At 65.4% G+C, this 21,864-nt stretch carries 22 protein-coding genes; 13 read left to right on the forward strand and 9 right to left on the reverse strand.

Features of this window, described 5'->3' with window-relative positions; translation table 11 throughout:
• The first annotated feature begins 4 nt into the window (after positions 1 to 4).
• The 4 genes from HZB49_RS21465 (at position 5) to HZB49_RS21480 (ending at position 4,542) form a co-directional block, all read left to right on the forward strand.
• A complete protein-coding gene (locus HZB49_RS21465) occupies positions 5 to 1,588 on the forward strand; it encodes a gamma-glutamyltransferase (protein ID WP_291615001.1) in 1,584 nt (527 codons plus the stop codon).
• A 126-nt stretch (positions 1,589 to 1,714) separates the two neighbouring features.
• Complete coding sequence (locus HZB49_RS21470; RefSeq protein ID WP_291615002.1) at positions 1,715 to 2,857, forward strand: hypothetical protein; 1,143 nt, start codon at positions 1,715 to 1,717, stop codon at positions 2,855 to 2,857.
• Positions 2,858 to 2,867: 10 nt separating this feature from the next.
• A complete protein-coding gene (locus HZB49_RS21475; protein WP_291615003.1) occupies positions 2,868 to 3,230 on the forward strand; it encodes a hypothetical protein in 363 nt (120 codons plus the stop codon).
• 118 nt (positions 3,231 to 3,348) lie between these two features.
• A complete protein-coding gene (locus HZB49_RS21480) occupies positions 3,349 to 4,542 on the forward strand; it encodes a lipase family protein (RefSeq protein ID WP_291615005.1) in 1,194 nt (397 codons plus the stop codon).
• A gap of 4 nt (positions 4,543 to 4,546) precedes the next feature.
• On the opposite strand, the gene HZB49_RS21485 is transcribed toward HZB49_RS21480, so the two are convergent.
• From HZB49_RS21485 to HZB49_RS21500, 4 genes are all read right to left on the reverse strand, one after another.
• Positions 4,547 to 6,217, reverse strand: coding sequence for an NAD(P)/FAD-dependent oxidoreductase (locus HZB49_RS21485; protein ID WP_291615007.1), 1,671 nt, complete (start codon positions 6,215 to 6,217; stop codon positions 4,547 to 4,549).
• 180 nt (positions 6,218 to 6,397) lie between these two features.
• Positions 6,398 to 7,111 (reverse strand): SDR family NAD(P)-dependent oxidoreductase, encoded by a 714-nt coding sequence (locus HZB49_RS21490; protein ID WP_291615009.1) that lies wholly within the window; start codon positions 7,109 to 7,111, stop codon positions 6,398 to 6,400.
• A 46-nt stretch (positions 7,112 to 7,157) separates the two neighbouring features.
• Positions 7,158 to 8,150, reverse strand: coding sequence for an MDR family oxidoreductase (locus tag HZB49_RS21495; RefSeq protein WP_291615011.1), 993 nt, complete (start codon positions 8,148 to 8,150; stop codon positions 7,158 to 7,160).
• Positions 8,151 to 8,184: 34 nt separating this feature from the next.
• Positions 8,185 to 8,448, reverse strand: coding sequence for a tautomerase family protein (locus HZB49_RS21500; protein WP_291615012.1), 264 nt, complete (start codon positions 8,446 to 8,448; stop codon positions 8,185 to 8,187).
• 139 nt (positions 8,449 to 8,587) lie between these two features.
• Here HZB49_RS21500 and HZB49_RS21505 point away from each other — a divergent pair, with 139 nt between their 5' ends.
• Complete coding sequence (locus HZB49_RS21505; RefSeq protein WP_291615014.1) at positions 8,588 to 9,613, forward strand: helix-turn-helix domain-containing protein; 1,026 nt, start codon at positions 8,588 to 8,590, stop codon at positions 9,611 to 9,613.
• 4 nt (positions 9,614 to 9,617) lie between these two features.
• Here HZB49_RS21505 and HZB49_RS21510 read toward each other — a convergent pair whose 3' ends face one another.
• A complete protein-coding gene (locus tag HZB49_RS21510) occupies positions 9,618 to 10,508 on the reverse strand; it encodes a LysR family transcriptional regulator (RefSeq protein ID WP_291615016.1) in 891 nt (296 codons plus the stop codon).
• Between the two features lie 121 nt (positions 10,509 to 10,629).
• Here HZB49_RS21510 and HZB49_RS21515 point away from each other — a divergent pair, with 121 nt between their 5' ends.
• Both HZB49_RS21515 and HZB49_RS21520 read left to right on the forward strand, forming a co-directional pair.
• A complete protein-coding gene (locus tag HZB49_RS21515; RefSeq protein WP_291615018.1) occupies positions 10,630 to 11,055 on the forward strand; it encodes a cupin domain-containing protein in 426 nt (141 codons plus the stop codon).
• 100 nt (positions 11,056 to 11,155) lie between these two features.
• On the forward strand, positions 11,156 to 11,560 hold the full coding sequence (locus HZB49_RS21520; protein ID WP_291615020.1) for a DUF4864 domain-containing protein: 405 nt from the start codon (positions 11,156 to 11,158) through the stop codon (positions 11,558 to 11,560).
• A 1-nt stretch (position 11,561) separates the two neighbouring features.
• Here HZB49_RS21520 and HZB49_RS21525 read toward each other — a convergent pair whose 3' ends face one another.
• Entirely contained in the window at positions 11,562 to 12,791 is a 1,230-nt protein-coding gene (locus HZB49_RS21525; RefSeq protein WP_291615072.1) for an MFS transporter, read from the reverse strand.
• A 165-nt stretch (positions 12,792 to 12,956) separates the two neighbouring features.
• Between HZB49_RS21525 and HZB49_RS21530 the strand changes: the two genes are divergently transcribed.
• The 6 genes from HZB49_RS21530 to HZB49_RS21555 all read left to right on the forward strand — a co-directional run bounded on the left by HZB49_RS21530 (position 12,957) and on the right by HZB49_RS21555 (position 19,536).
• The gene (locus HZB49_RS21530) at positions 12,957 to 14,033 is read left to right on the forward strand and encodes an AI-2E family transporter (RefSeq protein WP_291615022.1); all 1,077 of its coding nucleotides are present in this window, start codon (positions 12,957 to 12,959) and stop codon (positions 14,031 to 14,033) included.
• 248 nt (positions 14,034 to 14,281) lie between these two features.
• A complete protein-coding gene (gene flhA, locus HZB49_RS21535; RefSeq protein WP_291615024.1) occupies positions 14,282 to 16,414 on the forward strand; it encodes a flagellar biosynthesis protein FlhA in 2,133 nt (710 codons plus the stop codon).
• 123 nt (positions 16,415 to 16,537) lie between these two features.
• On the forward strand, positions 16,538 to 17,056 hold the full coding sequence (locus tag HZB49_RS21540) for an SCP2 sterol-binding domain-containing protein (RefSeq protein WP_291615026.1): 519 nt from the start codon (positions 16,538 to 16,540) through the stop codon (positions 17,054 to 17,056).
• Positions 17,046 to 18,062, forward strand: a complete 1,017-nt coding sequence (locus HZB49_RS21545; protein WP_291615028.1) for a peptidase U32 family protein — start codon at positions 17,046 to 17,048, stop codon at positions 18,060 to 18,062. Before HZB49_RS21540 ends, HZB49_RS21545 begins: the two co-directional genes overlap by 11 nt.
• 7 nt (positions 18,063 to 18,069) lie before the next feature.
• The gene (locus HZB49_RS21550) at positions 18,070 to 18,993 is read left to right on the forward strand and encodes a U32 family peptidase (protein WP_291615030.1); all 924 of its coding nucleotides are present in this window, start codon (positions 18,070 to 18,072) and stop codon (positions 18,991 to 18,993) included.
• A 342-nt stretch (positions 18,994 to 19,335) separates the two neighbouring features.
• Positions 19,336 to 19,536, forward strand: coding sequence for a hypothetical protein (locus HZB49_RS21555; RefSeq protein WP_291615032.1), 201 nt, complete (start codon positions 19,336 to 19,338; stop codon positions 19,534 to 19,536).
• Positions 19,537 to 19,689: 153 nt separating this feature from the next.
• Here HZB49_RS21555 and HZB49_RS21560 read toward each other — a convergent pair whose 3' ends face one another.
• The 3 genes from HZB49_RS21560 to fliJ form a co-directional block, all read right to left on the reverse strand.
• Positions 19,690 to 20,586 (reverse strand): anti-sigma factor, encoded by an 897-nt coding sequence (locus HZB49_RS21560; RefSeq protein ID WP_291615034.1) that lies wholly within the window; start codon positions 20,584 to 20,586, stop codon positions 19,690 to 19,692.
• Between the two features lie 38 nt (positions 20,587 to 20,624).
• A complete protein-coding gene (locus HZB49_RS21565) occupies positions 20,625 to 21,170 on the reverse strand; it encodes a sigma-70 family RNA polymerase sigma factor (protein ID WP_291615036.1) in 546 nt (181 codons plus the stop codon).
• Between the two features lie 173 nt (positions 21,171 to 21,343).
• On the reverse strand, positions 21,344 to 21,763 hold the full coding sequence (gene fliJ / locus HZB49_RS21570) for a flagellar export protein FliJ (RefSeq protein WP_291615038.1): 420 nt from the start codon (positions 21,761 to 21,763) through the stop codon (positions 21,344 to 21,346).
• Between the last annotated feature and the right edge of the window lie 101 nt (positions 21,764 to 21,864).

Consider the following 21,864-nt stretch of genomic DNA (forward strand, 5'->3'; position numbering starts at 1 on the left):
CGTCATGCACGACCAATTCTCCAACTCGCAACAGCTCCGCAAGCCCGCCGTCAGCTCGAAGGGCGGCATCGTCGCGTCGCAGTCGCGGCGTGCGGCCGAAGTCGGCGCCGCGGTACTGGCTGAAGGCGGCGACTGCGTCGACGCTGTGATCGCGACCACCTTTGCACTCGGCACGCTCGAGCCCTGGATGAGCGGCATGGGCGGCGGCGGCGCGATGGTGCTCTATCGGGCCCGGGAAAACCGTTACGAGGTGATCGACTACGGCATGCGCTCGCCGAACAGCCTGCGCGTCGAGGACTATCCGCTCACCGGGGGCGCCGCCTCCGACATCTTCCCCTGGCCGCGGGTGAAGGACGACCGCAACCTGCATGGGCCCGGCTCGATCGCGGTGCCCGGCGTGGTGGCGGGCATGGAGGAAGCGCATCGCCGTCACGCCAGGATGCCGTGGAAGGAATTGCTCGGGCCCGGCGCAAGACTCGCTGGTGAAGGCCTGCTGGTCGACTGGTGGACCACGCTGATGATCGCAAGCTCCGCAATGGATTTGCGCCGTTACCCGGCCAGCGCCGCCGCCTATTTGCAGGACGGCCTGCCGCCGAACGCGCAATGGGGCATCAAGAGTGTCGTGCGGCTGCCGCAGGACAGGTTGCAGGCGACGCTGGAGCAGCTCGCCGCGCGGGGCCCGCGAGATTTCTATGAAGGCGACATCGCGCACAGCATGGCTTCAGATATCAAGGCCGCAGGCGGTGCGCTGTCGGTGGAGGATCTCGCCGCGTTCCGCGCCCATCATCGCGAGGCGCTGCAAATCCCCTATCGCGGCGGCAAGGTGTTTGCGACGCCGGAGCTGACCGCCGGTCCGACATTGGCATCGACGCTGCGCCGCCTGGAAAAATGGTCGCCCGGCCGCGCGCCGGATGCCGCGGCCTACAGCGAGTATGCGCTGGCGCTGCAGGCGGCCTATCGCGAGCGGCTCTCGGACATGGGCGATGCCGATGGCCGCCGCACCCTTGGGGCCGAGCATCTGGCGCCGGCCTGCACCACGCATTTCTCCGTCGTCGACAAGGACGGCAACATGGCCGCGGTAACGCAGACCTTGCTCTCGACCTTCGGCTCGAAATTCGTGGCGCCCGCAACCGGCATCACCATGAACAACGGCATCATGTGGTTCGACCCGACGCCGGGCGTGCCGAATTCGCTGGCGCCGGGCAAACGCTGCCTGACCAACTACACGCCGGTGGTGGCGGAAACATCCGACGGAAGGCGCCTCGCGGTCGGCGCCTCCGGCGGCCGCCGAATCCTGCCGGCGGTGACGCAGCTTCTCTCCTTCGCCATGGACTTCGGCATGGACCTCGACGCCGCGATCCACCAGCCGCGCATCGACGCCAGCGAAGGCGCCATCGTGATCGGCGACGTGCGCCTGCCCGCACCGGTGCACGAGGCGTTGCGCGCACGCTTCGACTACGAGCAAGCGCGCATCCAGACGTTTCCGATGAAGTTCGCCTGCCCGAGCGTGGTGATGCGGCAGGGCGCCACGAATTCCGGCGCGTCGGAAACCGCGCAGCCCTGGGGCGACGCGGTCGCGGAGGCATAGGCCGGACGAAATCGTGGCACCGATGGCGAACCGAAGGTTCGAACCGCCAGCCGCGCGCACGCGACCAACGGTGCAGCCGCAATACGACGTTTCTCGCATGAGCGGCAACCGGGGGCCTGCCGATCCATGACCTATCTGCTTGCATTGCTGGCTGGAGTTGCCGGCGCGGTGCTGGGCTATCTTGGCGGGGCTGCCGTCGGTTCGCTGCTGGCGACGGTCTTTCGGATGTCGAGCTTCGAGGGCGCATCCGGTTACTTCGTTGCGTTCGTGACCGGCCCCATCGGGGCGATCTGCGGCCTCGTGCTGGGCATGTATCTGGTACTGCGGTTTCATGGCGGGTTCAGCGGCTTTTCCGCCATGGCGGGACGGATGATCCTGATCGTCTTCGCCATTGGCGCGCTTGCTGCCGGCGGCGTTTTCATCCGGCTTGCCACCCTCGATCCCCACGCCAACCGGGCAAAGCCGCAGCTCCTCTTCGAGATGCGATTTGCATCCGGCATCCCGCCGAACCGGATCGCTGCGGCCAGCGTCGAACTGCATTCCGGAGGTTCGACTGCAGCCACATGGTTCGACGACCTCACCCCGGTTGCCGACGGCCGGCTGGCGCGCCGCGGCGGCGTGGAGATCCCACGCCGTGCTTCCAGCCGGCTGCTTGTCCTTCGCATTTCAGGCGAACCCGATCGAATCTTCCGGCTCGCGACCAAGCCGACGCCTGAGCACAGCGATGCGCTGGGTCCGTGGCAAAAGGCCGATTTCATCTTCCCTGAAGGAGCAGAGCGCTCGCAACCCGTCCCCGCGAACGACCCGTTCGAGATCCGTTATCGGGTGCGCGACCCGCAGGTCGAGTTCGCCAGGGCCATCGTCGAATTCGAGCTGGAGCTGCCTGCCACCGCGTCGCTGCCGGAAGATCACGAAGCCGTCGCCGTGACGGCGCGGTTCGCCGACAATGCCGATCGCGGCAGCCTGCGCAAGGAGAGCTGGCGGCGCATCGAGGGGGATCGAGTCGTCCTGCACGGCATCGCGCAGACGGCCGGTCCCGCCGGTTCGACAATCGAGGTCGCTATCCCGAGCGGGCCCGTCCGCATGTTCGATGTGACCGTGACGCCGCCGACACCCTGGCCGTGGAACCTCCTCGAGAAGGATCGGGAGCCACGAAGCGACGCATTCGGTCCGTGGCGCAGCATCGACCGGATCAAGGAGCCGCATGCAGCCGAAGTACGTCCGGCGCGCCCGGAGGACGACGCGCGGGTGAGATATTTCGAACGTTGAGAATACGATCATGCCTTCTGACATCGATCTCAACGGAGCCCTCGATGTGGTGCTGGCCTGGGGACCGGAACGAAACAGGCCGGTGCTTGTGCGCCTGAAGGAGCGCTTCCCCGGTTGCTCCGACCGCGAACTCCTCGAGGTCGAGACCATCTGCGATGCGATCGGCTCGTGCGGCGTGCGCCTCGCCGATGAAATCGGCGACCGCGACATGACGGGCGATCAGGCTCTGCGGATCCTGTCCGAACGATGGCCCGGTCTCGATGCCGACCACGCCTGGCGGGCGCTCTGGCAGGGATTCTACTCCTATTGGCGGGATAGCGGCCGGTTTCCGGAAGAACCTGCGCCGGCAAGACGACGACCTCGCAAGAAGTGAACAGGACAAGCGTTCCGGATCGGATGGGACACGGCAGCGCCGGATTGGCTAGGATGCGGCCGTGCGTCATGCTCCCTGCAAGGGGTGGCGCGTCTGCGCACCAACAGGGGAACGAGGCATGGCGATCATACGCTTCGTCGCACAGTGGTCGGCGATCGTTGCGGTCATCGGCATGGCGCTGATCGCCGTCGCGTGGGCGATTTCCCGCCCCGCCGATCCCGGCCCGTTCTACCAGGCATCTCCGCAACGGCCGGGCGAACCGGGCGCGCTGCTGCGCAGCGAGAGCTTCACGAAAGATCTGCCGGCGGCCGCGCGGGGCTGGCGCATTCTCTATACCACGACACGCGCAAATAATTCACCGGCCGTCGCCAGCGCCGTCGTCGTCGCATCCACGCAGGCCTCCACCGCGCCGCGCCCTGTGATCGCCTGGGCGCATGGCACCACCGGCATCGCGCCGGGTTGTGCGCCGTCGGTGATGGCGCCCTTCGCCAATGTTCCCGCAATCGACCGCCTCATCGGCGAGAACTGGATCTATGTCGCGACCGACTATGTCGGCCTCGGCACGCCGGACGGACATGCCTACCTCGTCGGCGAAGATGCAGCCCGCGCGGTGCTCGACGCGATCCGCGCGGCCCGAAAGCTGGAGGGACTTTCACTCGACAATCGCGCCGTGGTGTGGGGCCATTCGCAGGGCGGCAACTCCGCGCTGTGGACCGGTGTCCGCGCCGACGATTATGCGCCGGATGTGAACATAGTGGGCATTGCGGCGCTCGCCCCGGCGAGCGATCTGCCGGCGCTGTTCAAGTCGGGCCAGGGCACGATGTTCGGCAAGATCGTGTCGTCCTATCTCATTGAGGCCTACGCCGCCGCCTATCCGGATGTCAGCATTTCCGCCTATGTGCAGGCGAGGACGCGGCCGTTTGTCGGCGATATTGCCTCGCGTTGCGTCGGCGGCCGGTCCACGCTGTTTTCCGTTGCCGAGTCGAAACTGCTTCCCTCCGCCGGCATCTTTGCGCGCGATCCCGCTTCGGGGCCGCTCGGCGAACGGCTGCGGCAGAACACGCCGGCCACGGCAATCCCAGCACCCGTGCTCATCGCACAAGGCTCCGACGACGATCTCGTGTTGCCTCGCCTGCAATTTCGCTACGTCGCCGCGCGTTGCGCGGCGGGACAGCCGATCGACTATCGCATCTATCCCGGCCGCGACCATGTTTCGTTGGTCGCCGGCCACGCGGCGCTCGATACCGATCTCGTCGCGTGGAGCCGCGACCGCTTCGCAGGCCTGCCCGACACGCCGAACTGCAGGCGGTGACGGCTTATGCCGTTACCCGCGACCGCGTCGCGTCCTGCCCGGCTCGCGCGCCGGAGGAGAACGCTATCTCCTGATAGCCCTTGGCCGCGACCTCGTTGACGATGCCGACGAACTTCGGCGTGCCGCCATTGTAGACGAAGTAGCGGATGGTGCCCTCCTCGTGGCCGGCAACGTTGGAGTTGTAGCCGGTAAACCACGACTTGGCTTTTCGCATCAGCATCATCTCGTACATCTTGACGACATGCGCGGTCCAGCGCTCCTCGGCTTCGCGCGTCGCATCGGCGCGGGTGTAGCCGCGGTCCCACGCGTATCGCATCAGGTCCGTGCACCAGTTCACGCCGTTCTCGATGCCGCGCGGGAAATTGGTCGAGGCAGACGCGCTCTGCGGCCCGGTCGGCATCAGGAGATTCGGGAAGCCGTGGACGAGCATGCCGAGGAAGGTCTGCGGGGCATCCTTCCACTTCCGATACAGCGTCTCGCCGCCGATGCCCTTGATATCGATCCGGTCATACGCGCCGGTAATGGCGTCAAATCCCGTTGCATAGATGATGACGTCGAACTCGTAGTCGCGCCCGGTGGTGCGTAGTCCCTTCTCGGTGATGCGCTCGATAGGCGTCTCCTTGAGATCGACGAGGTGCACGTTGTCGCGGTTGTAGGCCTCAAAGTAATGCGTCTCCAGTGGCACGCGCTGCACGCCGAACCCGTGGTCCTTCGGGATCAGCTTCTCGGCGACTCTGGGGTCCTTGACCCGGCGGCGGATGCGATCCGCGATGTATTCGGAGAATTCGGCATTGGCCACCTCATCGGTGAAGATTTCGCGGAAATTGGCGAGCCAGATGCCGAAGCCGGGTTCGTCGTAGAGCTTGTCCCAGAACTTCACCCGCTCTTCGCGCGAGACCTCGTAGAAGCCGCGCTTGTCGGGCCCGTGCACGAATGCGCCCGGCGTCAGCAGGCAGGCGGCGAAGATCTCGTCATAGCGCGAGCGGATGTCGGCCATCTCCTCCTTCGAGATCAGGCTGTTGTTGAGCGGCGCGCTCCAGTTCGGCCGGCGCTGGAAGATCGTGAGATCGGCGACCTTGCCGGCAATCTCCGGGATGATCTGGATGGCGGTGGCGCCGGTGCCGATGATGGCGACCTTCTTGCCCACGAGGTCCACCGGCTCGTGCGGCCAATAGAAGGTGTGGAAGGAGCGGCCCTTGAAGGTGTCCACGCCCTCGATGCGCGGCATGGTCGGCGCCGATAGCAGGCCGATGCCGAGCACCACGAAGCGCGCAGTCAGTTCGCGGCCGTCGCCGGTCTTCACGCGCCAGAGATCGCGCGTCTCGTCGAACTGCATCGCCTCCACTTTGCAATTGAATTGCATGTGCTTGCGCAAGTCGAACTTGTCGGCGACGAAATTGAGATAACGCAGGTTCTCCGGCTGGCTGGAGAAGCGCTCCTTCCAGTGCCATTCATCGAGCAGCTCGCGCGAGAATGAAAAGCCGTAGGTGTAGCTCTCGGAATCGAAACGGCAGCCGGGATAGCGGTTCCAGTACCAGGTCCCGCCGAGATCAGGCGCGGATTCCAGCACCGTCGCGTCGATGCCGAGATCGACCAGACGCTTGATCTGGTAGATGCCCGCCACACCGGCGCCGACGACGATCACCTCGTAATGGGTCTTGGCTTCCTTGGTCATTCCCTGCTCCGGAATTTCTATGGCCGCGGCTTCGACCTGGATCAGATCGATTACAGTCCCTTTTGCAGATGCGATCAACCGGCCGCGACCGAATGACCGGCACGCGCTGACCGCGGGGCGCCCCGGCGATCTTGCGTCAACACGCTATTGAGCGCGCCTGATCGCAGCGTCCATCCTTCTTCAGAACGTCCAGGGTTCGGCGCTGGGCCTCAGCTCCACCTCGTTGCTCCACGCTGCGGCCGGCTGGCAATGGATGGACCAATAGGCTTCGGCGATCGAGTCCGGACTTGCCAGGCGCCCGGATTTGGCATCCCCGAGCGCAAGCGCGCGCATCATTGGCACGTCGAGCGCGCAGTCGATACGAACATGCGCAACGTGAACTCCCCTGGACGCATAGGCCCTCGCAAGGCTCTGGGCCAGGCCGCGCAACGCGAACTTGCCGATGCTGTAAAGAGGATGCGTCGCCGAACCGCGAAACGCGGCGGTGGCACTTGAAAATATCAGGGTGCCGCGACCGCGGACGATCATGCCCGGCAACACCGCCTTGGCCGCCGCGAGTGCCCCGACGGCCTCCAGTCTGAGACTTCGCTCGAGCTGTTTGTACGACATTTCGAGCGGCGCGCAGAGCGGGGTCATGGCGCGAACGTTGTAGATCAGAATGTCGATCGAGCCGCGCATGGCCTCGATGCGGGCAATGGCGGCCTCCAGTTCATCCGGCCTTTCGGCATCGGCGACGGCCGCAATGACACAGGCACCGGGCGCCACCGCGCGCACGGCCCGGCGGGTCGCGTCCATACCGGCTTCGGATCGCGAAATCAGCGCAAGGTCGCAGCCGTTGCGGGCGAACGTCGCGGCGAGCGAGCGGCCGAGCCCCTCCCCGGCGCCGACGATCATGCAAAGATCCCCGCTCATGCGACGACCGTCATCGCGGTCGGCTTTCCTATTCATTGACATCGATGACCGTGCGGCCGCGAATTTCGCCGGCAAGAATCTTTTGTGCGAGCTCTGGCAGTTTCGACATCGGTTCAACGACCGTCATCTCGTCGAGCCTCGCCGGGTCGAGATCGACGGACAGCCGTCGCCAAGCCTCCTCCCTCGCCGCGCGCGGCGCCATCACCGAGTCGATCCCGAGCAGCGATACGCCGCGCAACACGAATGGCAGCACCGAACCGGGCAAATCCCGGCTCCCCGCCAGACCGCAGGCGGCGACCGCTCCGCCATAGACGGTTTGCGCCAGCGCATTGGCCAGGATGTGTCCGCCGACGGCATCGACGACACCGGCCCAGCGCTCTTCCTGAACCGGCGGTCCATGGGCGGCAAGTGCCGACCGCTCGATAACCTCGGATGCACCGAGCCCGCGAAGATAGTCGCTTGTATCCGGCCGGCCGGTGGCGGCGACCACCGTGTGCCCGAGCCTGGCGAGGATGGCGACCGCAACCGACCCCACGCCGCCGGCCGCTCCCGTCACCAGCACCTCCTCGCCGCCCGGCCTCACGCCCATCCCCTCCAGCGCAAGCACGCACAGCATTGCGGTGTAGCCGGCTGTGCCGATCGCCATCGCCTGCTTGAGCGAGAACGCGCCGGGCAAGCGTACCAGCCATTCCGGGCGGACACGCTGCTGCTGTGCGTAACCGCCCCAATGCTGCTGTGACAGCCCCCAGCCATTGACGATGACCTTGTCGCCCGGCCGCCATTCCGGCGCGCGGGATTCGATGACGGTGCCCGCGAGATCGATGCCACCGACCATCGGCATCCTCAGCGCAATCGGCGCGGCGCCGGTCAACGCTAGTCCGTCCTTGAAGTTCAGCGTGGAGTAGGCGACTTGCACGAGCACCGGTTCGTCAGGCAACTCGGCCTGCGACAATTCCCTCATTCCGCTACTGGTCCTGCCGTCGACCCTGTCGATGACAAAGGCCCTGATCGCGCCGCCCATTTGCTCCTCCGTCAATGATCGATCGCCGAAGGCATCAGGCCTTGACCCGGGACACGCGCCGCCCGTCGGCGCCGATCGTTCCATAGACCTGGGCGATACGCTCGGGCGACGCCGTCAGTCCGCCCAGCGACCAGTGGCTGGGATCCTCCTCCTCGATCTTGACCCAGACCAGCTTGCGAAACTCCGGATTGCCCTGCCCCTCGATCTCGACCATCAGGTCGGTGATCCGTTGCAGCAGTTGCTGTTTCTGCTCGACGTCCAGAATTCCCCTGGCGGTCGAAATCGATACGTAAGGCATGGTCCTCTCCATGGAATGCGGTTGACCGATGCGCTCGCACCGTGTCGCCATCGAACATCGCGCAGCGAGGTCTGGATTCCGAGTGGCGGATAAGCCAAAGAACAGGCAATATCCGCCAACGCAAACGACGAGGTCGCCGATGAAGCTCGCGGTTCTATTGTTGGAAGGGAGCATGGAATCAGCCGTGATCGGCATGGCCGATCTGCTCGGGCTCGCCAATTTCGTCATGCGACGTCTCGGCAAGGAGACGAGATTCCAGCTTCATACCCTGTCGCTCGATGGAAAGCCGGTGCGAACCAGCAGGGGCCTCCGCTTCCCGGTCGATGCAGGCTTGAGCAACTCCTCACCGTACGACGCCATTATTGTTCCCGGCCGCCTCTCGGGGGCCGAGCCCGCCAGATCGCCCGCAAGGCAGTTCGCGCCTGCCGCGGCCTGGCTGCGGCGTCAGCACGCGCGCGGTTGCCTGATCGGCGCATTCTGCAGCGGTGTCTTCCTGCTGGCCGAATCGGGCCTGCTCGAAAACCGCCGGGCAACGACGACCTGGTGGCTGCAGGAGGATCTCAAGGACAGCTTTCCGACGGTCGATCTCGCCGGTGACGCTGTTGTCACCAGTGACGATCGGATCGTCTGTGCGGCCGGACCGATGTCGTGGGTCGATCTGCTGCTCCGGTTGATCGAGATGGTGGACGGGCCGGATGCGGCGCGCACCTGTGCGGACTATGCCGTCGTCGATACGGCGGAGAGGACGCAAGCCGTATACATGCCGCTCGGATATCTGCAGCGGCGCGATCCGCTGTTGATCAGGGCGGATGTGCTGGTTCGCCGCGCTCGCAAGCGGCCGATGACGGTGCGACGCCTGGCGCTGGAGCTGGGCCTCAGCGAGCGAACGCTTCACCGCCGGTTCATGGAGCTGACCGGCGCATCGCCGCAGGCGTTCATCCTGCGCCGGCGGATAGAGCGCTCCCGGCTGTTGCTTGAGACGACAACGCAATCTATCAAGGCGGTCGCACGCGCGGTCGGCTATGAAGACGACAGCAGCTTTCGCAGGGCTTTCCGGACGTCGACCGCAATGACACCGCAGGCGTATCGGACACGACGCGCGGCGCGGCTCTTCCCGGCACGCCCATCGCCCGACATCGACAATCTCGGCGGATCGATCCGGTAGCCAGCTATCCTGTCAGGATCGATTTCATCGCCTCGCGCTGCTCGACGATGTAGTCGAAGAACGCTGCGATGCGCGGCACGCGGCGGATGTCGGGATGCGTCAGCAGCCGCCAGCTTCGCGCCAGTTGCGGGATCGGGCCGATCACGCGGATCAACTCAGGCTCGGCATCGCCGAGCGCCGTCGGTAGCGGGCCGAGGCCGCTACCGGACTTCACCGCGGCAACCAGTCCAAGCACGCTGTTGCTGCGCACCGGCATCTTCGCCTCGGGCGCAACCTCCTTCAACCATTTTGCCGCGCGGTGGTTGGCGAGCGACTCGTCGAAACCGACGAGGAGATGGAGCGACAGATCCTCGATGCGCTCCGGCCTGCCATGGCGTTCGACATAGGCCTTGCTTGCATAGACCGCCCAGACCGAGTCGGCGATCTTGCGGCCGATCAGCTCGTCGTCGGTATCGCCCGAGCGGAAGGCAATGTCCACCTCGCCGTTCGACAGGTCGAGATAGCGGTCGCTGGTGATGAACTCGACGCGCAAATGCGGGTGGCGTTCATGGAAGCGGTCGATCAAGCCCGCCTGCGTCATGCGTGCGATGATTGGCTCCGGACAGGTGACGCGGATCACACCCTTCATGTCCTGCTCGACATCGGTGGCGCGCCGCGAAAAATCCGCAATCGCCGACTCGATGCGCTCGGCAAAGGGCAGCAGCGTCGTGCCGAATTCGGTGAGGCGATAGCCGCTCGCCTGGCGCGTCACCAGCGCCTGGCCGATCTTGCGCTCGAGTTCATCGAGGCGGCGGTGCACGGTCGATTGGCTGGTGCCGAGCGCCTTGCCCGCGGCAATGGTGCTGCCATGCCGCGCGACTGCGAGAAAGTATTTCAAATCGTTCCAGTCGAACATGGAGCCATTATGCACTTCTGCGGCCGGGAGCGGCAATCCTGCGGCTCCCGCAACATCGCCGGAGCACTTAGGCTTTTTCGCGCCGAATCCAGCGCGGTGACCGAGAAGACGGAGAACAACAATGCGTAACAATCTCGCCTGCGGCGCCGCACTCTTCGCCTGCGTTGCCGCACTCCCCGCAATGGCGCAATCGCACGATGCCGCCGCGCCGAACATCGCAAAGCCCCATCTGGTGCTGCAGCAGGTCGTCGAGGGACTGCCGCGCGATGAAAAGCAGACCGTGCGGGTGATGACCGCGACCTTCAAGCCGGGCGACAAAACCGTCTATCACACCCATCGCTTTCCGGTGACCGTCTATGTCCTTGAAGGCGCCTTCACGCTCGAGCTCGATGGCCGCGCGCCGATCGTTGTGAAGGCCGGTGAGGCCCTGGTCGAACCGCCCAAGGTGGCGATGACCGGCCATAACCGCAGCGCGACCGAGTTGACCAAGGTCGTTATCTTCTATGTCAGCGCCAACGACACGCCGTTCCTCGACCTGATGCATTAGCCGTGTGCGGCCAGCAGATCAGACGGAATTTGCCAGCGCGACGGCGGCGATGTAGTTTGCAGGGCAATATGCCGGGGCAAACACATCGGGAGCATTTTTCATGCGCGCCGCCGTCCTGCTTGCCGCCGTTCTGCTTTCCCTCGCCCTGCCCGCCCGCGCCGCCGACGCCACCGCTGCGCAAAACGTGATCCGCGCGCAGGAGCAGGCCTTTGCCCGCGGCGACGCGGCCGCTGCCTATTCCCACGCCGCGCCGGCGATCCGCGAGGTCTTCCCGCATGCCGAGATCTTCATGCAGATGGTGCAGCAGGGCTATACCCCGGTCTACCGCCACCAGAGTTTCGAGTTCGGCGAGGCCAGGGTATCCGACGGCCATGTCGCCCAGCGCGTCCATATCGTCGACGAGAAGGGCGAGGCGTGGGAAGCGCTCTACACGCTGGAGCAACAGCCGGACGGCAGCCTGAAGATCACGGGGTGTTCGTTATTGAAGGCGGGTCAGGCAGCCTAGGCTACGCTGGCACGAGTTGCTGCCGCTTCCGCATCAGCAGCATCAGCACGATCACGATGTTGAGCAGGTTCCAGGCGAAGCCGTTGGCGAAGGCCGCCGCATAGGAACCCGTGAGATCGAAGATGACGCCGGATACCCAGCCGCCAAAGGACATCCCGATCACCGATGCAAAGATCACGATGCCGACGCGGGTGGCGGCCTCGTTGGCCGGCATCGTCTCGCGCACGATGATGGCATAGCTCGGCACGATGCCGCCCTGGAACAGGCCGAACATCGCCGAGATCAGATAGAGCGACGGCAGGCTGGTGAAGAACAGGTAGAAGAACAGCGCGACCGCCTGCGCCACCGATCCGATCATCAGCGTGACCATGCCGCCGAACCTGTCGGCGATGAATCCGGAGCCGATGCGGCTGACGATGCCGAACGCCATCATCAGCGACAGCATTTCCGCGCCGCGCGCGGGGCCATAGCCGAGATCGCCGCAATAGGAGACGATGTGAACCTGCGGCATCGACATCGCCACGCAGCAGGCGATGCTGGCGATGCAGAGCAGCACCGTCAGCGTGTTGGTGGAGAGATTGAGGTCGACCCGCGGTGCCGGCGCGTTGGAATGATCGTGCGCCGCGGCCCCGCCCATGATCTGGCGCAGCACCAGGAGCAGTATCGTCATCAGGACACCGCAGACAACAGCGATGGCGAAATGGGTGGCGCGCCAGCCGTGCGCTTGCGTGCCCCAGTTGACCAGCGGCGGCCAGAATGTGCCCGCGATGTAATTGCCCGAGGCGACGATGGTCACGGCGAGGCCGCGATAGCGCTCGAACCAGTGCGAGGCTTCCGCCATCAGCGGCGCGAATGTCGCCGACGCACCCAGTCCCATCAGGAAGGAGATGGCGATGAATTGCCACAGCGCCGTCGACAAGCCTGCCAGCACATAGGAAGCCGACAGGAGGGCAATGCTGATCGCCATTGCCGGGATGATGCCGACGCGGTCGGTGATCTTGCCCATGATCACGCCGCCGAGGCCAAAGCCGAAGAAGATCGCGGTGGCGGCAAGCGAAACCGCGCCGCGGGTGGCCGCGAATTCGGCCTGCACCACCGGCATGACCACTACGACCGACCACATGCCGACCGCACCGACGGCGGCGATCAGCACGGCCACGACAAGCCGAAGCCACGCCTGACGCGAGTCGGGAACAAACCGGTCGGCGGTTGGGGAGAAGTGAGAAGAAATTGCCACGGCGCGGGCAACTTGCGGGGGACAGTGCCCTGACGTCAAGCCACAATGCCGCGATATTGGGCATGCAGTTGCAGCGGGCCTCGGCAGTCCGCATCCACCGGCGCGGCGCGAGCTGTGCTACCCACGCCCCCGAATGATCGACGAGAAAGCGAGGCGGCCGTGCAAAGGATCGAACGTCAAGGTCTCCTGTTGCTGCTTCTGGCCGTCACCCTGGCCTTCGCCTGGGTGCTGCAGCCGTTCTACGGCGCGGTTCTCTGGGCGACCGTCGTGGCGCTGATCTTTGCGCCGGTTCACCGGAGGCTGCTGATACCGATGCGCGGCCGGCGAGGACTTGCCGCCGCCGTCACCGTGCTGATCATCATCGCGATGGTACTACTGCCGCTGGCGGTGATCGCGACCTCGCTGGTCCGGGAAGCCTCCGGTCTGGTCTTGAGGATCCAGTCCGGCGAGTACGATTTCGGCAGCTACCTGCAGCGGATCTCCGACGCCCTGCCAGCGTGGGCGACGGGACTGATCGAGCGGCTCAACCTGACCAGCTTTTCCGCCCTTCGCGACAGTCTCGCTTCGAGCCTGATGAAGGGCGGGCAGCTTCTCGCCCCGCAGGCGCTCAGCCTCGGCATGAATACGTTCGACTTCATGATCAACCTCGGCATCATGCTCTACCTGCTGTTCTTCCTGTTGCGTGATGGCGACGTGCTGGCCGAACGGATCAGGGAGGCGATTCCGCTGGACGGCGTTCAGAAAGCCGCGCTCTTCGCGAGGTTCGCCGACGTCGTCCGCGCCACCGTCAAGGGCGGCATCCTGGTCGCCATCGCGCAGGGTGCGCTCGGAGGCATCGGATTCTGGTTCCTCGGCATTCATGCGCCATTGCTGTGGGCCGCGCTGATGGCGTTCCTGTCGCTGCTGCCGGCCATCGGCGCTGGCCTCGTATGGGTGCCGGCGGCGATCTACTTTCTGGCTACCGGCGCCATATGGCAGGGGATCGGACTGATCCTGTACGGCGTGCTCGTCATCGGACTGGTGGACAACGTGCTCCGCCCGTTCCTGGTCGGCAAGGAGTCCAGGCTGCCGGATTACGTGGTGCTGATTTCCACGCTCGGCGGCATCAAGGTCTTCGGCCTCAACGGCTTCGTCATAGGCCCGCTGTTTGCGGCAATGTTCATGGCGAGCTGGGAGATATTCTCCGCTTCGCGTCGGGCGGAACCGGCTAACAATCAGGACCGGTCGATCAAGTAGGGGCCCAGGCACGTCACCCCGCCGGATCGCTGGCAATACCCTCCCCAAATCGCGCCCCGTTAACCCTTTGCTAACCATACACCGGGCAAAAATTGCCGGGTGAAGTCGAGTGTCGTCGGACGCGTTGATTGCGGGAGGGAACCCCCGTGGACGCAGCAGCGGTGCCTCACTTTCGAAACGGCGGCCCTTCGGCCGCCGCGCAGACGTTTGGCGCCCGTGAGCGGCATACCCGGGGGGACGCGGCAACCATGGTCGATGTGACGGCAGGTCAGGGCACGGCGGCGGGCGGCAACTTCCCGAGCTTCACCGAAATCGGCGCAATCCTGCGGCGCGGCGACATCGCGCTGGCGCTGGGCATCCTCACCATCCTGGTGGTGCTGATCCTGCCGCTGCCCTCGATCGTGCTCGACCTGTTCCTGGCGATCTCGATCACGCTGTCGATCCTGATCCTGATGACCTCGCTCTTCATCCAGACGCCGCTGGAATTCTCCGCCTTCCCGACCATCCTCTTGATCTCGACCATGCTGCGGCTGTCGCTCAACCTGGCCTCGACCCGGCTGATCCTGTCGCATGGGCACGAGGGCACTGCAGCGGCCGGCCACGTCATCGAAGCCTTCGGCAACTTCGTGATGGGCGGCAATTTCGTCATCGGCATCATCGTCTTTGCGATCCTGGTGATCGTGAACTTCGTCGTCATCACCAAGGGCTCGGGCCGCATCGCCGAAGTCGCCGCGCGCTTCCACCTGGACGCGATGCCCGGCAAGCAGATGGCGATCGACGCCGACCTCGGCGCCGGCCTGATCGACGAGAAGACGGCGAAGGAGCGCCGCAAGGCGCTGGAGGACGAAAGCGGCTTCTTCGGCGCCATGGACGGCGCCTCGAAATTCGTGCGCGGCGACGCGGTGGCCGGCCTGCTCGTCGTCTTCATCAACATCGTCGGCGGCATCATCATCGGCGTGGCGCAGCAGGGCATGGGTTTTGCCGACGCCGCCCGCACCTACACGATCCTGACCGTCGGCGACGGTCTCGTCACGCAGGTGCCGGCACTGATCGTCTCCACCGCGGCGGGCCTCCTCGTCTCCAAGGCCGGCGTCACCGGTGCCGCCGACAAGGCGCTGATGAAGCAGCTCTCCGGCTATCCGCAGGCGCTCGGCATGTCCGCGGGCGTCATGATCGTGCTGTCGCTGCTGCCGGGAATTCCGATGATCCCGTTCCTGGCGCTCGGCGGCGGCGCCGCGGCACTTGCGCTCACGGCGCGCAAGAACCAGCGCGCGGCGAGGGCCGCCGAAGCTGCCGAGGCTGCCGCACCGGCGCTGGCCGCTGCGGCCGGAGCCGCGGCCGCCGAGGAGCCGATCTCCACCGCGTTGAAGATCGACGATCTCAAGATCGAGCTCGGCTACGCCCTGCTGCCGCTGGTCAACGGCCCCGACGGCACCGACCGCCTGACCGAGCAGATCAAGGCGCTGCGCCGTTCGCTCGCCATCGAAATGGGTTTCGTCATGCCGGCGGTGCGCATCCTCGACAACGTCCAGCTCGAGGCCAACACCTACATCATCAAGATCAAGGAAGTGGACGCCGGCACCGGAAAGATCTGGCCGAACCAGTTCATGGTGATGGACCCCGCCGGCAACCAGGTCCAGGTGCCGGGTATCCACACCACCGAGCCGACTTTCGGATTGCCGGCGACCTGGGTCGACGCCGCGCTGAAGGAAGAGGCGTCGCTGAAGGGCTACACCGTGGTCGATGCCGCCACGGTGCTCTCCACCCATCTCACCGAACTGCTCAAGAGCAACATGAGCGACCTGCTCTCCTATGGCGAGGTGCAGAAGCTGCTGAAGGACCTGCCCAAGGAGCAGGGCGAGCTGGTCAAGGACATCGTGCCGAGCCAGGTCACGGTCTCCGGCATCCAGCGCGTCCTCCAATTGTTGCTCGCCGAGCGCATCTCGATCCGCGATCTCTCCACCATCCTCGAAGGCATTGCGGACGCGCTCGCCTTCTCGCGCAATCCCGCTACCATGGTCGAGCATGTCCGCGCGCGGCTGGCGCGGCAGATCTGCGCACAGAACACCTCGTACAACGGCTATTTGCCGCTGATCGCGCTGTCGGCGCGCTGGGAGCAGGCGTTTGCCGAATCCATCGTCGGCCAGGGCGAAGAGCGCAGCCTCGCCATGCAGCCCTCGAAGCTCTCCGAGTTCATGACCGCGGTGCGCATCGCCTTCGAGAACGCCGCGCGCGAGGGCGAGGCGCCGGTGCTGGTGACATCGGCCGCGATCCGCCCCTTCGTCCGCTCGCTGGTGGAGCGCTTCCGCTCGCAGACGACGGTGTTGTCGCAAGCCGAAATCCATCCGCGGGCGCGGCTGAAGACCGTCGGAAGCGTCTAGGAAGCATTCGCAAATGACTCCTGTTGACTGCTGTTGCATGTCACACGCAGCGACAGGCTAGAATCGTTCAACGCAACGCGCGATGCCATTGCCGCCGAAGCAATGCGTCTGTAGTGAAACGGCATGCTCGCTTTGCCTGCCGATCGCCTCTCTCTCGTCTCGCTCCTGCGCTACTTTCCCCTTCCGCTCCTGCAACCTATTCTCAGTCTTATCGGCACGCAGGTCGCCCGCAGCCAGCCCGAAATCTTTCTTCGACTCGGACCCCACGCGCAGAAAACCTTCATCATCGATCCGACCGATCTTCCGTTCGTGCTGCTCCTGAAACCGCGGCCGGATGCGCCGGCACTGAGCGCCTGCCGCCGCGCCGAGGCGCCGCCATCGCACGCCCGCATCGCCGGCACGTTCCTCAACCTGTTCCGCCTGATCGACGGCTCGCTCGATGGCGACGCGTTGTTCTTTTCGCGCGACCTGCGCGTCACCGGAGACACCGAAGCCGTGGTCGCGCTGCGCAACGCGCTCGACGACATCGACGGAGGGCTGGTGCAAGCCGTCACCGGCTCCTTCGGCCCGCTTTCCCCGATCGCTGCGATGACGGTTTCGCATTTCCGGTCCCTCGGCGGAAGGAGTAGCCATGAACGATGATCTCGCATTCCGGCGTCCCGAACTGGTTTGCCCGGCCGGCACGCCGGCGAGCCTGCGCACCGCGGTCGATGCCGGCGCCGACGCCGTCTATTGCGGCCTGCAGAACGCAACCAACGCACGCAACTTTCCCGGGCTGAATTTTTCGCCGGACGAATTGCAGAAGTCGGTGGCGTATGCGCACGCGCGCGGCGCCAAGGTCCTGCTCGCCGTCAACACCTTTCCGCCGGCCGGCCGGTTCCGGCTCTGGCAGGATGCGATCGAGGTTGCCGCCGCGTCCGCGGTGGACGCCATCATCGTCGCCGACATGGGCGTTGCGGCCTGGGCGTCGCGAAATTTCCCGGAACTGCGCCTGCATCTGTCGGTGCAGGCCGGCGCCTCCTCGCCGGAAGCGATACGCTTCCACTGCGAGGAGTTCGGCATCAAGCGCGTGGTGCTGCCGCGCATCCTCACCGTCGCCGAGATTGCCGCCATCCACCGTCAGATTCCGTGCGAGATCGAAGCCTTCGTGTTCGGCAACATCGGCATGATGGCCGAGGGCCGCTGCAGCCTCACCAATTACGTGACGGGTATCTCGACCAACATGGACGGCGTCTGCTCGCCGGCCGCCGACGTCCGCTTCGAGGAAGAAGCCGACGGCGCGCTGACCAGCCGGCTCGGCCCGTTCGTGATCGACCGCTACGCCTGCGGCCAGAGCGGCGGCTATCCGACCATCTGCAAGGGCCGCTATTCCTGCGCCGCGCAGGCGGAGCCGTATTACGCCTTCGAGGAGCCGCGCTCGCTCAATCTCTCGGCGCTGCTGCCGGAGCTGATGCGCGCCGGCGTCACCGCGCTGAAGATCGAAGGCCGCCAGCGCAGCCGCGCCTACGTCAAGCAAGTGGTCGGTGCGTTCCGCCGCGCCGTCGACGAGATCATGGCCGGCAAGCAGGCCTCGCTCGCCAATTTGATCGCGCTGACCGAAGGCCACAAGGAGACGCAGGGCGCGTTCCGCAGCAAGAGCTGGAGATAGCACGGCCATGAACGATGCGCGCACCGAGCTGACGCTCGGCCCCAATCTGTTCAACTGGGCGCCGGATCGATGGCGCGATTTCTATTTCCGGATCGCCGACGAGGCGCCGGTGGCCGCGGTGTATCTCGGCGAGACCATCTGCTCCAAGCGCGCACCGCTGTTCGACGAGCACTATGAGGCGGTGGCCGAGCGGCTGCGCAGCGCAGGCAAGACGGTCGTGCATTCGACGCTCGGCGAGACGGCGTCGCAGATCGACCGTCGCCTGGTCGGTGAGGTCTGTCAGCGCGTCAGCGAGCTGGTGGAGGCCAACGACAGCTCGGCGGCTTATCACTTGCGCGGGCGGCAGCATCACATCGGTCCGCTGATGAACGTCTACAACGAGGAAACCCTGCGCTTCCTCGCCGCCAAGGGGGCGCGCAACATCTGCCTGCCGGCCGAGCTGCCGTTTGCCTCCGTCGGCGTGCTGTGCGCCGCGGCTGCCGCCGAGGGCGTGACGATCGAGCTGCAGGTGTTCGGCCGGCAATCGCTGGCGCTCTCGGCCCGTTGCTATCACGCCCGCGCGCATGGCCGGACCAAGGACACCTGCCGCTTCATCTGCGACAGGGACGCGGACGGGCTGACGCTGACCACGCTGGACGGCAAGCCGTTCCTGGTCGTCAACGGCATCCAGACCCTGAGCTATGAATATGCGAACCTGGTCCAGGAAGTCCCGGCGCTGAAGGCGGCCGGCGTCGCGCGCTACCGCCTCTCGCCGCACAGCTGCGACATGGTGCAGGTCGCATCGGCCTTCCGCGACCTCCTCGACGAGGAGATCGCGCCTCCCGAAGCGCTCGCCCGGCTCGAGGCGCTGCAACTCGGGGCACCGTTCGCGAACGGCTTTCTCCATGGCCAGCCCGGCCATCGCTGGACGTCGGCCGAAAGTCTGATCTGAACTGGCCGCCGCCGGTCTTGGCCGGGAGCAAATCACCGGCAAGGGCGGCGCGGCCATTTCGCCACATGCAACTGGTTTCCGGGTAATGCAGGATCTGCCCCGCTGATTGCCGGATGAGCGTCGACGTTTGCTTAAGTCAATGCGCTGGCTATGGAATTTCCGACATCGGCATACCAGGCAGGCAGTTCCAGTCGCGAATTTTCAAGTCTTATCACTGCCTTGTGATCGCCCCTGTGGAACGGGAGGCGGGTTTCCTACGTTTCCGGGAGGCGAGACGTTGAACCGATCTCTGAACGGAGCACACCAATCCAGACAGAGAAGGGAAGGCGGCAGGAGACTTCCATGAACCACTCGATCTACAGCGCAGATCGCACGACCCACCTCAAGATCGTGGTCGTGGCCCTTGTGGCGGGTATCCTGGTTGCCGGCTTCGGCATCTCCACACGAGTCACCACGTCGGACGACAATGTGCAGACCGCGCGCGTCATGAAGGCCGGCAAGCCGGTCGCCATCACCAGCTCGGGAGCATCAGTCGTCCGCTAGCAAAGGAATTCACGGAATTCACGTAGCTCTTTACCAGCCCCCCAAAGTCGCTGCGTGGATGTTAGAAGACCCCAACTACCCCCAAGTTGACGACCGGAAAACGCCCGCTCCCCACGGGCGTTTTCCATTTTTGGGGATGGGAAAGTTGCGGCCCTAGCGCGCAGGCGCGGCGGGCGGCACCGTCTCGATCAGCTTGCCCGAGAACACCACCGGTCCCGTCGGCGCGCCGCTGGGCGATCCGCCCTGCGGCTCGACGCTCACCGCGTAGGTGGCCTGGTTGACGATCTCCGAGTCATAGCCCGACAGCACCGGACGCGCGGTGAAGTCGTTGTTGCCGATGACGCCGAGCGAGCGCGGCCGCTGCAGCTTGTCGGACACGATCCAGAGCTCGTAGCTCTTGCCCGCTTCCGGCTGGGCGCCGACCTTGCGCACCGTGAAATTCCTGGTCGTGGCATCGACCGTGAGGATGAAGGCCGGCGCGCCCGCACCGCTCTGCAGCAGCGCGACATATTGCGCGGCGGCCGGCGGCGGCGGCGTCTTCACCTCCACCACCTGCGTGCGCGGCTTCGGACGAATGCTGTCCGGCAAGGCGTCCGGCTGATAGACCTGCAAGCCCACCATCACCAACAGCGCCGCAGCGATCGCGGAAGCGACGCTCGCGACGCTGCGCCAGCGGCGGATCCGGCTGTTGAGCTGAACGACGTTCGAGCTCTCGGGCGCGGGCGGCAAGGGTGTTGCGGCCGCATTGTCGTTGGCCTCGGGCACAAAGGGTGCTTCGGGCGGAAGCGGCGGCGCTTCGGGCAGCACCAGCGGTGCCTGCTCGCCGCCATGACCGATGGCGCGGCGGATGTTGTCCCAGACCAAGGGCCGAGGCTCGACCGAGCCGACCATCTGGTTCAGCACGCCGAGGCGAAATTCCCATGCCTGCACGATGGCGGCGAATTCCTTGTCGACCGCCATCATGGTCTCGACCTGCGTGCGCTCGTCGGCATCGAGAGTACCGAGCGCATATTCCGCGGCGAGCGCGATATGGTCTTCGCTATAGGCCATCAATCACAGTCCAACGTCCAAGCCCCAAAGATCCAATCCTAAAGTCCGAGACACTCCCGGATATCCATCATGCTGCGGCGAAGCCACGTCTTCACCGTATTCACCGGCGTCTCGAATTTCGCAGCCAGCTGCTCGCGGCTCCAGCCGTTGTAGTAGGCCAGCAGCACGAGTTTCTGGCGATCGGGTTCGAGACGGCCGACGCATTCCAAGAGCCGCTTCAATTCTTCCGTCATCTCCCGCCGCGCCAGCGGATCGGGAGAGTCGGCCGCCACTTCCATGGCCGAGGGCTCCTCCTCGATGGAGGACTCGCTCCGCTTGCGCACGACGTCAATGGCGCGGTTGCGGGCGATCGAAGCCATCCAGGTGATCGGCGACGACAGCGCGGGATTGAACTGGCCGGCGCTGTGCCAGATCTTGATGTAGGCTTCCTGGATGACCTCCTCGGCGAGATCCTGTCGGCGCAAGATACGGAGCACGACGCCGAAGAGTTTCGCGCGCGTGGCGGCGTAAAGGCGCTCGAAAGCGGCCTCATCCCCCTTCGCAACCGCGGCAATCAGCCAGACCAGCTCTGCCGGCGTCAGCATTCACACTCCCCCAATCGCGATCCCCCTCGCCGTCGGACCGGGAGCGCCGCTGCCCGGTAGCATACCCTGCCCTATACGAGCCACCAAGCCGCTGGTTCATGGAGCTTATCAATGAAAAACCCGGGCCTTAAGGCCCGGGTTTTTCGACTTCTGTCCTATTGATGTCTGGCGCGTCAGGCAATGGCGCCGAGACGGGCGCGCATCAGGCCGATCGAGTCCATGTCGGCCTGTTCGCGGGCGCTCTCTTCGGCGCGCTCGCGGGCCTGGTCGCGCTCGTCGAGCAGTTCGACCTTCTTCAGTTCTTCGAAAGCTTCGCCCAGCAGGGCCTTGGCGTCTTCGAGCTGGACACGCAGTTCGTCGGCGGAGCGGGCCAGGTTCTCCCGGCGCTGGATCGCCGCCTTGGCATAGGTCGGGTAGGCGAAGTGCGAGGGATCGTTGATCCCGGCACGGTCCTGCTCCGTCTGGATTTCGCGCTCCAGCTCGACCGACATCCGCTGGAATTCGGCGATCATTCCCTCGATCTGGGCGACCCTGCGGCGCTTTTCATCGACCTGAAATTTCTTCAGGCGGATCAGCGTTTCTCGTGACTTCATCGACTCATACTCCCCAGAAGTCCCCATCTGCACACGGGACAAGGCCGGCTCCCCCTCGGGGCCCCGCCGGCTTCAGCTAAACAGTGCTGGGGATGATGGCC

This window comes from Bradyrhizobium sp., assembly GCF_016219575.1.
Lineage (GTDB): Bacteria > Pseudomonadota > Alphaproteobacteria > Rhizobiales > Xanthobacteraceae > Bradyrhizobium.